The organism is Burkholderia sp. A9, assembly GCF_000801975.1.
This window is the reverse complement of sequence record NZ_JSZN01000005.1, coordinates 19,180-32,004: the sequence shown is the minus strand read 5'-3', so window position 1 is coordinate 32,004 and position 12,825 is coordinate 19,180. Positions and strand designations below refer to the sequence as shown.

12 protein-coding genes and 1 pseudogene are annotated in these 12,825 nt (G+C 66.8%); 9 read left to right on the top strand and 4 right to left on the bottom strand.

What is annotated here, in order from left to right:
• The 3 genes and pseudogenes from PI86_RS03630 to PI86_RS03625 form a co-directional block, all read left to right on the top strand.
• A partial coding sequence (locus PI86_RS03630; RefSeq protein ID WP_039318822.1) for a M24 family metallopeptidase occupies window positions 1-636 on the top strand: 636 nt, incomplete at its 5' end.
• A gap of 55 nt (window positions 637-691) precedes the next feature.
• Window positions 692-781: pseudogene (locus tag PI86_RS16850) on the top strand (cysteine hydrolase); the annotation flags it as partial.
• 11 nt (window positions 782-792) lie between these two features.
• Window positions 793-1,416: an HAD family hydrolase gene (locus PI86_RS03625; protein ID WP_039318820.1), complete on the top strand. Its 624-nt coding sequence runs from the start codon at window positions 793-795 to the stop codon at window positions 1,414-1,416.
• 124 nt (window positions 1,417-1,540) lie between these two features.
• On the opposite strand, the gene ettA is transcribed toward PI86_RS03625, so the two are convergent.
• From ettA to gcvA, 3 genes are all read right to left on the bottom strand, one after another.
• Window positions 1,541-3,208 (bottom strand): energy-dependent translational throttle protein EttA, encoded by a 1,668-nt coding sequence (gene ettA / locus PI86_RS03620; RefSeq protein ID WP_039318818.1) that lies wholly within the window; start codon window positions 3,206-3,208, stop codon window positions 1,541-1,543.
• A gap of 188 nt (window positions 3,209-3,396) precedes the next feature.
• A complete protein-coding gene (locus PI86_RS15985; protein ID WP_082012124.1) occupies window positions 3,397-3,711 on the bottom strand; it encodes a DUF3761 domain-containing protein in 315 nt (104 codons plus the stop codon).
• Window positions 3,712-3,820: 109 nt separating this feature from the next.
• Entirely contained in the window at window positions 3,821-4,738 is a 918-nt protein-coding gene (gcvA, locus tag PI86_RS03615) for a transcriptional regulator GcvA (RefSeq protein ID WP_039318816.1), read from the bottom strand.
• A gap of 193 nt (window positions 4,739-4,931) precedes the next feature.
• Here gcvA and PI86_RS03610 point away from each other — a divergent pair, with 193 nt between their 5' ends.
• The 4 genes from PI86_RS03610 (at window position 4,932) to PI86_RS03595 (ending at window position 9,370) form a co-directional block, all read left to right on the top strand.
• Entirely contained in the window at window positions 4,932-6,194 is a 1,263-nt protein-coding gene (locus tag PI86_RS03610) for an MFS transporter (RefSeq protein ID WP_039318813.1), read from the top strand.
• Window positions 6,195-6,298: 104 nt separating this feature from the next.
• Window positions 6,299-6,643: an MmcQ/YjbR family DNA-binding protein gene (locus PI86_RS03605; protein ID WP_039318827.1), complete on the top strand. Its 345-nt coding sequence runs from the start codon at window positions 6,299-6,301 to the stop codon at window positions 6,641-6,643.
• 469 nt (window positions 6,644-7,112) lie between these two features.
• On the top strand, window positions 7,113-8,504 hold the full coding sequence (gene gabP, locus PI86_RS03600) for a GABA permease (protein WP_039318811.1): 1,392 nt from the start codon (window positions 7,113-7,115) through the stop codon (window positions 8,502-8,504).
• Window positions 8,505-8,956: 452 nt separating this feature from the next.
• The gene (locus PI86_RS03595; RefSeq protein WP_152608037.1) at window positions 8,957-9,370 is read left to right on the top strand and encodes a lysozyme inhibitor LprI family protein; all 414 of its coding nucleotides are present in this window, start codon (window positions 8,957-8,959) and stop codon (window positions 9,368-9,370) included.
• Between the two features lie 87 nt (window positions 9,371-9,457).
• Here the strand turns inward: PI86_RS03595 and ychF are convergent, their stop codons facing one another.
• Entirely contained in the window at window positions 9,458-10,552 is a 1,095-nt protein-coding gene (ychF, locus tag PI86_RS03590) for a redox-regulated ATPase YchF (RefSeq protein ID WP_014898217.1), read from the bottom strand.
• Window positions 10,553-10,799: 247 nt separating this feature from the next.
• On the opposite strand from ychF, the gene PI86_RS03585 reads away from it, so the two are divergent.
• Both PI86_RS03585 and PI86_RS03580 read left to right on the top strand, forming a co-directional pair.
• Entirely contained in the window at window positions 10,800-11,978 is a 1,179-nt protein-coding gene (locus PI86_RS03585; protein WP_039318807.1) for a UbiH/UbiF family hydroxylase, read from the top strand.
• 90 nt (window positions 11,979-12,068) lie between these two features.
• The gene (locus PI86_RS03580; RefSeq protein ID WP_039318806.1) at window positions 12,069-12,797 is read left to right on the top strand and encodes a DsbC family protein; all 729 of its coding nucleotides are present in this window, start codon (window positions 12,069-12,071) and stop codon (window positions 12,795-12,797) included.
• The last annotated feature ends 28 nt before the right edge of the window (window positions 12,798-12,825 follow it).

Sequence of the window (12,825 nt, the reverse complement as noted above, 5' to 3'; positions counted from 1 at the left end):
GCGACGATCGTCGGCAACGGCCTGCTGCTCGTCGATTCGGGCGGCCAGTACACGACCGGCACGACCGACATCACGCGCGTCGTACCGGTCGGTACGGTCGGCGACCTGCAGCGCCGCGATTTCACGATCGTGCTGAAGTCGATGATGGCGCTGTCGCGTGCACGCTTCCCGCGCGGCATCCGCTCGCCGATGCTCGACGCGATCGCGCGCGCGCCGATGTGGGCGGCCGGGCTCGACTACGGCCATGGCACCGGCCACGGCGTCGGCTACTTCCTGAACGTGCACGAGGGCCCGCAGGTCATCTCGCACTACGCGCCGGCCGAGCCGTACACGGCCATGGAAGAAGGGATGATCACGTCGATCGAGCCGGGCGTGTACCGGCCCGGCAAATGGGGCATCCGGATCGAGAACCTGGTCGTGAACCGCGCGGGCGGGCAGACCGAGTTCGGCGACTTCCTCGCGTTCGAGACGCTGACGCTGTGCCCGATCGACACGCGCTGCGTGCTGGTCGAAATGCTGCATGAGGAAGAACGCGCGTGGCTGAACGCGTATCACGCGACGGTGCGCGAGCGTGTCGGGCGGCACCTGAGCGGTGACGCGAAGGCGTGGCTCGACGCCCGCACGCAGCCGATCTGACGCAACGCGCGACCCCGGCCGGATGACGGCCGGACCATGACGGAGAGGGCAGCCGATGGCGGACGCCACCGTGATCGTGATCGACATGCAGCGCGGGCCGGTGCAACGGGTGCGGCCCGCGTACCGGCTCGACGACGTGCTCGCGACGGAGTTCGCATGACCATCAAGGCGGTGGTGTTCGACTTCGGCGGCGTGCTGATCGACTGGAGCCCCGAGTACCTGTACCGGCAACTGATTCCGGACGACGCCGAGCGTCGCTGGTTCCTCACGCACGTGTGCGCGATGGACTGGGTGATTCGCCAGGACGGCGGGCAGACGATCGACGAAGGAACGAGCGAGCTCGTCGCGAAGTTTCCGGAGCACGAGGCGCTGATCCGCGCGTTCTACGCGCGCTGGCACGAGATGATCGGCGGCGTGCTCGACGAAGGCGTCGCGCTCGTCGACCGGCTCGACGCGCAGGGTATGCGGCTCTTCGGGCTGACGAACTGGTCCGCGCAGACCTTTCCGTACGCATGGGACAACTTCTCGGTCCTGCGGCGCTTCACGGACGTCGTCGTGTCGGGCCGCGTGAAGCTCGTGAAACCCGATCCGGCGATCTATCGCGAAATGCACGCGCGCATCGATCCGCACCTGCCGGGCATTGCGCCGCACGAACTCGTGTTCATCGACGACAACGCGAAGAACGCAGCGGCCGCGACGGCGCTCGGCTGGCACGGCATTCATCACACGAGCGCGGCCGAGACCGAGGCGCGCTTGCGCGAACTCGGCGCGCTCGCGTAGGCGGCGGTCGGCCGATCGCCGGACGAAAAAAAGCGGGCCGTTGGCCCGCTTTTTGTTTTGCCGATCCGGAGGCGGCCGCTTTCGGCATCCGGCACCGCAGTGCCGGGCGCCCGGGCCGCGCCGTTCAGCGGCTGATCGGCTTGTAGCGCAGGCGCTTCGGCTTCGCGGCTTCCTCGCCGAGGCGCGCACGCTTGTCGGCTTCGTATTCCTGGTAGTTGCCGTCGAAGAACGTGACCTGCGAATCGCCTTCGAACGCGAGGATGTGCGTCGCGATCCGGTCGAGGAACCAGCGATCGTGCGAGATCACCATCACCGAGCCCGCGAATTCGAGCAGCGCGTCTTCCAGCGCGCGCAGCGTTTCGACGTCGAGGTCGTTCGACGGTTCGTCGAGCAGCAGCACGTTGCCGCCGGAGATCAGCGTCTTCGCGAGGTGCAGGCGGCCGCGTTCGCCGCCGGACAGGTTGCCGACGATCTTCTGCTGGTCGCCGCCCTTGAAGTTGAAGCGGCCGATGTACGCACGCGACGGCGTTTCGTACTTGCCGACCGTCAGCACGTCGGCGCCGCCCGAGATTTCCTCGAACACCGTCTTCGTGCCGTCGAGCGCGTCACGGCTCTGGTCGACGTACGCGAGCTTCACGGTCGGGCCCATCACGACTTCGCCCGAATCCGGCTGCTCCTTGCCGGTCAGCATCCGGAACAGCGTCGACTTGCCAGCGCCGTTCGGGCCGATGATGCCGACGATCGCGCCGGCCGGGATCTTCAGGTTCAGGTTGTCGATCAGCAGGCGATCGCCGAACGCCTTGCTGACGTTCTTGAACTCGATCACTTCATTGCCGAGGCGGTCGCCGACCGGAATGAAGATTTCCTGCGTTTCGTTGCGCTTCTGGTATTCCTGGCTGTTCAGCTCCTCGAAGCGCGCGATACGCGCCTTCGACTTCGCCTGGCGGCCCTTCGGGTTCTGGCGCACCCACTCCAGTTCCTTCTTGATCGCCTTCTGGCGTGCCGATTCCGACGCTTCTTCCTGCTTCAGGCGCTCTTCCTTCTGGTCGAGCCAGCTGCTGTAGTTGCCCTTCCACGGAATGCCGTGGCCGCGGTCGAGTTCTAGAATCCACTCAGCCGCGTTGTCGAGGAAGTAGCGATCGTGCGTGACGGCGACGACGGTGCCCGGGAAGCGCACCAGGAACTGTTCGAGCCAGTCGACCGATTCGGCGTCGAGGTGGTTGGTCGGTTCGTCGAGCAGCAGCATGTCCGGCTTCTCGAGCAGCAGCTTGCACAGCGCGACGCGGCGCTTTTCGCCGCCCGACAGGTGCTCGATCTTCGCGTCCCACGCCGGCAGGCGCAGCGCGTCGGCGGCCACTTCGAGCTGCTGCTCGGGGCTGCCGCCGTCGCTCGATGCGAGGATCGCTTCGTATTTCGCCTGCTCGGCCGCGAGCGCGTCGAAGTCGGCGTCCGGTTCCGCATACGCGGCGTAGATTTCTTCAAGCTTCTTGTTCGCCTGGAACAGGTCGCCGAGGCCTTCCTCGACGGCTTCGCGCACCGTCTTCGTCGGGTCGAGCTGCGGTTCCTGCGGCAGGTAGCCGATGTTCAGGTTCGGCATCGGCGTCGCTTCGCCTTCGATGTCCTTGTCGACGCCCGCCATGATGCGGATCAGCGTCGACTTGCCCGAGCCGTTCAGGCCGAGCACGCCGATCTTCGCGCCGGGAAAGAACGACAGCGAGATGTCCTTCAGGATCTGGCGCTTGGGCGGCACGATCTTGCCGACCCGGTTCATCGTGAAAACGTATTGGGCCATTTCGGTGTGAAAGTCAGAAGTGGTTGAGACGGCCGCGCAGCGCGCGGGCGTGGCGGCGTCGGGTGATTCGGTACGGAGCGTGCCGCGCGGGGTGCGGCGGCGCCGCCGCGTGTCGGCGGCGCGAGCGCGTATTGTACTGCGCCGCCGCCTGCCGCTGGCACGCACCTGGCCATTCGGCCCCCCTGCGGTCACAGCCACGCGGCGACGCCGCCGTGCCCCGAGCAGGTGCCGCGCCGATGGCGGCTGAAGCTGTAGGTGCCGTCGCGGCAACGCGCGCTTGCGCCGTCGGGCACGCGGCCCGATTTCGAATGAGCCGGCGCATGGACGGTGTCGCCGTCGCGATTGCGGTACGTGTCGTGCCGGTCGAGGTCGGCTTCGTTGCCGTAGCCATAGCCGGGCGATGCGCGATATGCATGCGCCGGAGGCGGCAGCGCGGCGCACGCGACGAACAGCGCGGCCGACAGCGTCGCGATGCGCGTCGCGCGGCGGAGCAGGGCAGGTATGGTCTCTCTCCGGATGTTGTTATCTGCTGTCGATGGCGGGCCGACGGCCCAGGCCGGATGTTAGCGGATCGGCTGCATATCGGTGCCGCAGCCGTACGGCGCAGCGACGCTACGCGGCGCCCGTCATCGATGCCGCGCCGTCGGCCTGCGCGGCATCGAGAATCCACCGGCGGAACGCGGCGACCTTCGACCGTTCCGCATGATGTGGCGGATAGACGAGGTAGTACGCGAAGTCGTCGAGCCATGCGACGTCGGCAAGCTGCACGAGCCGGCCGCTCGCGAGCTCGTTGCGCACCATCGCCGCCGGCAGCAGGCCCGCGCCCTGACCGGCGAGGATCGCCTGCAGCAACAGGCCGGAATCATCGAACGCGGGGCCGCGCGGCGGACCGAAATCGTCGATCCGCTGCGCGTCGAACCAGATGTGCCAGCCCTTGCGCTCGGCGTCGTGCAGATGTGGCCATCCGGCCAGGTCGGCGGGCGTGGCCGGCATGCCAAGCCGCGCGACGAGTTCCGGCGCCGCAAGCGCGACGATCTCCACCGTCAGCAGTCGTTCGCTGCACAGCCCGATGTAGCGGCCGAGGCCGTGACGGATCGCGACGTCGACGCCGTCGCGCGAGAAATCGGCGAGCGCGTGGCTCGCGACGATCTGCAGGTCGACGTCCGGGCACGCGTCGCGGAACCGCGCGAGGCGCGGCACGAGCCATGCCGACGCGAAAAACGGTGTGACGCTCACCGTCAGCACGCCGCTGTCGGCGGCGCCCGACACACGCTGCGACGCGTCGGCGATCTGCCGGAACGCGTTGCGCACGGGCGGCAGGTAGTCGCGGCCTGCGGCGGTCAGCAGGATCCCGCGGTTCACGCGCTCGAACAGCTGCACGCCGAGGTGCGTCTCGAGCGTACGGATCATCTGGCTCACCGCGCCGGGCGTGACCGACAGCTCCTCGGCCGCGGATTTCACCGACAGGTGGCGGGCGGCCGCCTCGAACGCACGCAACGCGTTGAGCGGTGGCAGACGGGAACGGATCATTGAGTTTTTCTAAAGCGAAAGGCCGATGAAATATCGTTTGAGGCGACGGGTATGGGCGAGTACCGTTGTTGCACTGGATCGTATCGTCGTGGCCGGAATTTACGCGGTCGATGCGATCAACATAGTTCATCTATATCCATGAGGCAATCCGGGCGCCGCGTGGCGCCCGGCTGAACCTGAGAGGAGCACCGTCATGAATGGCCCGCGCGCATCGCGCGTCTTTTACGGCTGGTATGTGGTGGCGGCCGCGTTCGCCGTCACGTTCGTCGGCTTCGGCAGTGCGTACACGTTCAGCGCGTTCGTCGAATCGCTGCAGCGGGATTTCGCTGCGTCGCGCGGACAGATCTCGCTCGTGTTTTCACTGGCCGGCTTCCTGTATTTCGGCTTCGGCATCGTCAGCGGCCCGCTCGCCGACCGCTTCGGCTCGCGGCGGCTCGCCGTCGCCGGCATGCTGTTGACGGCCGCAGGTCTCGCGGCGGCCGGTGCCGCGCATACCCTGCTGCAGGTCTATGTCGCGTACGGGCTCGGTGTCGGCCTCGGCGTCGGTTGCGCATACGTGCCCGCCGTCGGCGCCGTGCAACGCTGGTTCGTGCGCCGGCGCGGCTTCGCGTCGGGGCTCGCGGTCGCGGGGATCGGCGTCGGCACGCTCGTGATGCCGCCGCTCGCGTCCGCGCTGATCGTGCACGTCGGCTGGCGCGGTGCGTATGTCACGCTGGCGGCGATCGCGGTAGTGGCGGGCGTGGGCATGTCGCTGTTGATCGAGAACGATCCGCGCGAACGCGGCTTGGTGCCCGACGGCGATGCGGCGCGCGCGCATCCGGGCGACGGAGCGCGTGGCACCGCCGCATCGGTGCCTGCTGGCGCGACCGTGCGCGAGGCCGTCACGTCGCGGCCGTTCGCGAGTCTCTACGCGGCGTGTCTCGTGTGCTCGTTCGGTGTCTTCGTGCCGTTCGTGCACCTCGTGCCGTATGCGCTCGATCATGGCGTCGCGCCTTCGACGGCCGTGCTGCTGCTCGGCGCGATCGGCGTCGGCAGCACCGCAGGGCGCTTCTTCCTCGGCGGCCTTGCCGACCGCTTCGGCCGCCGCGCGTCGCTGCTCGCGATGTTCGCGGGCATGGCCGTCGCGCTCGTCGCATGGGCCGGCGCCGGGACCGTCGCGACGCTGGCCGCGTTCGCACTCGTATTCGGCGTGTTCTACGGCGGCTGGGTTGCCGTGTTGCCCGCCGTCGTGATGGACTACTTCGGCGGTCGCAACGTGAGCGCGATCATCGGCGTGCTGTACACGAGCGTCGCGTTCGGCACGTTGATCGGGCCCGCCGCGGCCGGGTTCATCTACGACGCGGGCGGCGGCTATCTCGTGCCGATCCTGGCCAGCGCGGCCGCCAATGCGATCGCGTTCGCGATCGTTGCCACTACCGGCCGCGCGCCGGTGGCGGCGCGCGCGGCCGGCCGCTAGTCACGCGTCGCCGAGCGCACGGTCAGACGCCGCGCGGCTAGGCGTCATCCACGATTTCCGCTACGGTGGCCGGGACGTCGATCATCGACGGACGGAGGCGCATCGTGACATTCGGCCAAGTCCGGCAGATCGCGCTGGCATGGCGGGGCGTCGAGGAGGGCACGTCGTACGGCACGCCCGCCCTCAAGGTGAGGGGCAAGATGCTCGCGCGCCTGCGCGAGGACGGCGACACGCTCGTCGTGACGGGCGTCGGCCCCGACGAGCGTGCGTGGCTGATCGAATCGGAACCCGACGTGCATTACGTGACCGACCACCATGCCGGTTGGCCGATCGTGCTGGTGCGCCTGTCGGCCGCGCATCCCGACGCCGTGAAAAACCTGCTTCTGCGAGAATGGCACGCGATCGTGCCGGCCAAATGGCGGGACGAACGGGCGAACGGCACGAACTGAGCATTCGGCGCGGCACCGGCGGGGCACGCGAGTGTCTTTGGCCGTGCCGGTGCGGCGCGATGCCGGGCGCACCTGCATCGACGGCAATCTCCTCATCCAGCGGCTCCCGAACCGCTGCCGAACCGGACCAAGCGTTGCATCGGTTCGCATCGATGCAACAAGTGGTTCCATCGAAATTCTTCAATTGGTTCTTAGTGAAGAACCGTTTGATGCTTACACTCCTTCGCTTCGAAGGCGGCTGACCGACAGCCGACGGAAAGGGCGCACGCGATGCGCCGGCGCTTCGTGTGCCGCATCGCACCCGCAGCTTCGCAGAGTGCGTCGCGCCCCGACCGGAACAGGCTCGATCCGGCTCCCTGCCCGCATGCCGCGCACGCGCGGCGGGCCGCCGGATTCAACAACGACAATTCCCCGCGCCGCCTTCACGCGACACCCGGTCATACCGGAACCGTTTTTTGGAGAGAGACACATGAGTGGAAGCAAGACAGGCCTCGGCACGGGTCTGAAGCAGCGTCACGTGACGATGATGTCGATTGCCGGCGTCATCGGCGCGGGCTTGTTCGTCGGCTCCGGCCACGCGATCGCGGAAGCCGGCCCGGCTTCGATTCTCGCGTATGCGATCGCGGGCGCCCTGGTCGTACTGGTGATGCGCATGCTCGGCGAGATGGCCGTCGCGCATCCCGACAGCGGCTCGTTCTCGACCTATGCCGATCGTGCGATCGGCCACTGGGCCGGCTTCTCCATCGGCTGGCTGTACTGGTGGTTCTGGGTGCTCGTGATCCCGATCGAGGCGACGGCCGCCGCGACCATTCTCAATGCGTGGTTCCCCGGCATCGCGACCTGGATCTTCGCGCTCGGCATCACGCTGCTGCTGACGATCACCAACCTCTTCTCGGTCAAGAACTACGGCGAATTCGAATTCTGGTTCGCGCTGATCAAGGTGGTCGCGATCGTCGTGTTCCTGTGCATCGGCGGCGCGGCGATCGTCGGCATCGTGCCCGCGCCGGCCGTGTCGGGCGTGTCGAACCTGTTTGCGCATCAAGGCTTCATGCCGAACGGCGCCGGCGCGGTGCTCGCGGCGATGCTGACGACGATGTTCTCGTTCCTCGGCACCGAGATCGTGACGATCGCAGCCGCCGAGTCGGACAACCCGCAACGCCAGATCGTGCGCGCGACGAATTCCGTCATCTGGCGTATCACGCTGTTCTATCTCGGCTCGATCCTCGTCGTCGCTGCCATCGTGCCGTGGAACGATCCGCTGCTGCCGAAGCATGGCTCGTATCAGCGCGCGATGGAGCTGATCGGGATTCCGAACGCGAAGGCGATCATCGACGTGATCGTGCTCGTGTCGGTCGCGAGCTGCCTGAATTCCGCGCTGTACACCGCATCGCGGATGCTGTTCTCGCTGTCCAAGCGCAAGGACGCGCCCGCGTTCCTGCACAGCACCGATTCGACTGGCACGCCGCGCGCGGCCGTGCTCGCCTCGACCGCATTCGGCTTCCTGACCGTGATCGCGAACTACCTGATGCCGGAGCAGGTGTTCGGCTTCCTGCTGGCGACGTCGGGTGCGATCGCGCTGCTCGTGTATCTGGTGATCGCGATCTCGCAACTGCGGATGCGCAAGACGCTCGAATCGAGCGGTGCCGACCTGACGCTGCGGATGTGGCTGTTCCCGTGGCTCACGTGGGCGGTGATCCTGTTCATCTGCGGCACGCTGACCGTGATGTTCGTCAGCGAGGAGCACCGGATGGAAGTGGGCGCGACGGCCGTGCTTGCGTTGATCGTGCTGTTTGCGTCGTGGCTGAACAAGCGCGGTCGCGATGCGCGGGCGGGGGCGGGGCGGCGCGTGTCGGCGATGTGATGACGAATTGACGACGTGGCTGCCGGCCTGAGCGTTCGCTGTCGGTAGGCACGGGGATTCCCGTCGTGAAAATGGCCCGAATCGGCATTTGCCGATCGGGCCATTTGTTTTGCGCCAGCAAACGGAGGCACTTAACGTGGCACCGTAGGGCGTTCAGCACCACGGCGCAATCATTGACATCAGGACTCGCAAAATCTAACTCGTCTGATTTCATCGCCCACGGCAACTTCATACATTGAGCGCATCGACAACCGAAGTAAATGATGAAGTCGACTCGCGTCAGCGGTCGCGCCGGGAGGGCGGTAGATGGCGAATGAGAGCTTGATTTGGACTCGTCCGCGAGACGAGAACGGGCGTCACCTGCCGCCCGTTCGTTCGAATGGGCTTGTTAACCAGCGTCGGCTCGAATCGGCGCCGTTTCGGTCACGACTGAGGACCCAGTGAGAACGGTCATGACCGGTTTGCTCGTGTTGGTGTCGACGAATGCATTTGCCGACCCGACGCCAGCGGACGAGATAGCGGTGCACAGCGGTTTGCCGGCCAGCGAGGTCAACGCGCTGCTCAGGGACTGTAACTCGAACCAGACGAGCATGAATTTTTGCGCGTGGCGCGATCAGATCGTCGCCGAGCGGGATTTGCAGCGGGTCGTCGACAAACAGGTGAGCGACCGACCGGGGCGCAAGAAGGCGCTCGACGCGCAGATCGCACAGTGGAAGAGGGCGCGCGACGCATCATGCGAAAAATCGACGCGTAACGCGTGGAGCAATGGCTCGATGCGACCTGCGGCACAGGCGATCTGTGCAACGGCGGCGACGAAGGAAATGACGAAAAGGTTATCCGCGAGCGCTTCCCGCAAACCTTCATGAATCAGTTCGAAATGAAAAAAAGCCCGCGACTTCCGCGGGCTTTCCCTGGTTACCGTGACACTGCACGAAACAGCGTCGGTCGATGCGTCAGACGTTGAACAGGAAGTTCATCACATCCCCGTCGTGCACGACGTATTCCTTCCCTTCCGCACGCATCTTGCCGGCTTCCTTCGCACCCTGTTCGCCCTTGTACGTGACGAAGTCGTCGAACGCGATCGTCTGCGCGCGAATGAAGCCGCGCTCGAAGTCGGTGTGGATCACGCCGGCTGCTTGCGGTGCCGTGTCGCCGATGTGGATCGTCCACGCGCGCACTTCCTTCACGCCAGCGGTGAAGTAGGTCTGCAGGCCGAGCAGCTTGAAGCCCGCGCGGATCACGCGGTCGAGGCCCGGCTCTTCCATGCCCATGTCGGCGAGGAACGCTTCCTTGTCCGCATCGTCGAGATCGGCGATTTCCGCCTCGATTGCCGCGCACACCGCGACCACCGGCGAGTTCTCGGCTTCCGCGTACTTGCGCACCGCTTCGAGGTGCGGGTTGTTCTCGAAGCCGTCGTCCTTCACGTTCGCGACGTACATTGCCGGCTTCGCGGTGATCAGGCAGAACGGCTTGATCACCGCCTGTTCGTCGTCCGACAGCGACAGGCTGCGCACGGCCTTGCCCTGGTCGAGCTGTGCGCGCACCTTCTCGAGCACCGCGACGAGCTTCGCCGCTTCCTTGTCGTTGCCCGACTTCGCAGCCTTCGAATAGCGCGTGAGCGCCTTCTCGACGGTGCCGAGGTCGGCGAGCGCGAGTTCGGTGTTGATCACTTCGATGTCGTCGATCGGGCTGACCTTGCCGGCGACGTGGATGACGTTGTCATCCTCGAAGCAGCGCACGACGTGCGTGATCGCATCGGTTTCGCGGATGTTCGCGAGGAACTGGTTGCCGAGGCCTTCGCCCTTGCTCGCGCCTGCGACGAGGCCCGCGATGTCGACGAATTCGACGACGGCCGGCACGACGCGCTCGGGACTGATGATTTCGGCGAGCGCCTTCAGACGCGTGTCAGGCACTTCGACGATGCCGACGTTCGGCTCGATCGTGCAGAACGGGTAGTTCTCGGCGGCGATGCCGGCCTTGGTCAGCGCATTGAACAGGGTGGACTTGCCGACGTTGGGCAAGCCGACGATGCCGCATTTGAGACTCATGGAATCCTTCGGACGGGTGGAGCGGCGCGGCCGGACAAGGCACGGCGGCGCGGGAAAATAGGGACGGCCGGCGCGTGGGACGCGGCGGGCCGACGTTCAAAGGCGCTATTGTACCGTGCCGACGCCCCGGTTTCCGGGCTCGGCCCGAACGGCCGATGCGACGGGCCGCCGCGTTGCCGGCGTCGCCCGCGATTCTGCTGATTTCCCGCAAAGTCCGGCCGCGTAAGGGATTGGCCCCGCGGCTATAATGCCCGCCATGACTGCCCACCACACCTTCGACGTCGCCGTGGTCGGCGGCGGGCTCGTCGGCAAGACGGCCGCGCTCGCGCTGACCCAGTCCGGCTACAAGACCGCCTTGCTCGCCCAGCCGGCGACGCCGCGCCCCGCCGATCTCGCGTTCGACACGCGCATCTACGCGCTGTCGTCCAGTTCGCAGGCGTTGCTGGAGCGACTTCGGGTCTGGCAAGCGCTCGACCATGGCCGGCTCGCACCGGTCTACGACATGCGCGTATACGGCGATGCGCAGGCGGAACTGCATTTCTCCGCATACCAGGCTTCCGTGCCGCAGCTGGCGTGGATCGCCGAATCGTCGCTGATCGAGACGTCGCTCGATGCCGCGCTGCGATTCCAGCCGAACCTCACGTGGTTCGATGCGCGCGCGCAGGGTTTCGACGTGCACGACGACGCGGCCGTGCTGACGCTGTCGTCCGGGCAGGTGCTCGAAGCGGACCTCGTGGTCGGCGCGGACGGCGCGCATTCGTGGGTACGCTCCCAAATGGGGGCCAGGGTCGAACGACGCGATTACCGGCAGACGGGCGTCGTCGCGAACTTCAAGGCGTCGCTTCCGCATCGCGAGACCGCGAGCCAATGGTTCTGCGACGGCGAGATCGTCGCGCTGCTGCCGCTGCCGGACGGCCACGTGTCGCTGGTGTGGTCCGCGCACACCGCGCACGCGGACGAACTGCTCGCGCTCGATCCCGCGCAACTCGCGGCCGAGGTCGAGCGCGTGTCGCACGGCCGGGTCGGCGCGCTCGAATGCGTGACGCCGGCCGCCGGTTTCCCGCTCGCGCTGCAGACCGTCGACAAGCTGATCGCCCCGCGCGTCGCGCTCGTCGGCGATGCCGCGCACCTGATCCACCCGCTCGCGGGGCAGGGGATGAATCTCGGGTTACGCGACGTCGCTGCGCTCGCCGACGCGATCGCGAACAAGGAAAGCTTCCGCAACCTCGGCGATACGGTGCTGCTGCGCCGCTACGAACGTTCGCGCCGCGAGGACATTCGCGCACTGATGGTCGCGACCGACGGGCTGCAGCGGCTGTTCGCGGTGCCCGGCTCGTTCGCGAAGGCGGTGCGCAACGCGGGGATGGCCTTCGTCGGTGCGCAGCCGCTCGTGAAGCGCTGGCTCGTGTCGGCCGCGCTCGGCTGATCGAACCTTCGCGCGTGTTGCGGGTCGGACAGCGTTCCGTTACGGCGTACACTGTGCCGAGCACTCCGATTGAGCTGAAGGAACCACAGGATGAAAAAAACGATCCGCATCGCATCGCTGGCGCTGGCCGTCACGATGGCGACGCTCGGCTGCACCGCGCAGGCCGACCAAACCACCGACAAGCTGAAAGCCACGCTGCAAACGCGTCTCGGCAGCGACGCGCCGATCAAGAGCGTGTCGAAATCGCCGGTCGCGGGCCTGTACGAAGTGAACCTCGGCTCGCAGATCATCTATAGCGATGCAGCCGGCGACTACGTGCTGCTCGGCGATCTCGTCGATACCAAGACGCACAAGAACCTGACCGACGCGCGCCTGTCCGACCTCAACAAGATCGACTTCGCGAGCCTGCCGCTCGCGAACGCGATCAAGGTCGTCAAGGGCAACGGCGCGCGCAAGATCGCGGTGTTCTCCGATCCGAACTGCCCGTACTGCAAGCGACTCGAGACGACGCTGCAGTCGATCGACAACGTGACCGTCTACACGTTCCTGTACCCGGTGCTGTCGCCCGATTCGACCGCGAAGTCGAAGGTGATCTGGTGCGCGACCGACCGTGCGAAATCCTGGGAGAGCTGGATGCTCGACCATCGCGTACCGTCCGGCGCCGGCGATTGCGATACGACCGCACTCGACAAGAACCTCGCGCTCGGCCGCGGGATGAACGTCACGGGCACGCCGACGATCTTCCTGCCCGACGGCCGTCGCCTGCCGGGCGCGGTGTCGGCCGACCAGCTGAACCAGGCGCTCGCGTCGAGCAAGTAACCGACCGACATGCCGGGCCGCACGGCCC

Coding starts and splice junctions, on each gene's coding strand:
- ettA (WP_039318818.1), bottom strand. CDS start 3,208: ATGGCCCAATACGTTTTCACGATGAACCGGGTCGGCAAGATCGTGCCG.
- ychF (WP_014898217.1), bottom strand. CDS start 10,552: ATGAGTCTCAAATGCGGCATCGTCGGCTTGCCCAACGTCGGCAAGTCC.
- PI86_RS03580 (WP_039318806.1), top strand. CDS start 12,069: ATGAAAAAAACGATCCGCATCGCATCGCTGGCGCTGGCCGTCACGATG.
- gcvA (WP_039318816.1), bottom strand. CDS start 4,738: ATGATCCGTTCCCGTCTGCCACCGCTCAACGCGTTGCGTGCGTTCGAG.
- PI86_RS03610 (WP_039318813.1), top strand. CDS start 4,932: ATGAATGGCCCGCGCGCATCGCGCGTCTTTTACGGCTGGTATGTGGTG.
- PI86_RS03625 (WP_039318820.1), top strand. CDS start 793: ATGACCATCAAGGCGGTGGTGTTCGACTTCGGCGGCGTGCTGATCGAC.
- gabP (WP_039318811.1), top strand. CDS start 7,113: ATGAGTGGAAGCAAGACAGGCCTCGGCACGGGTCTGAAGCAGCGTCAC.
- PI86_RS03585 (WP_039318807.1), top strand. CDS start 10,800: ATGCCCGCCATGACTGCCCACCACACCTTCGACGTCGCCGTGGTCGGC.
- PI86_RS03595 (WP_152608037.1), top strand. CDS start 8,957: ATGACCGGTTTGCTCGTGTTGGTGTCGACGAATGCATTTGCCGACCCG.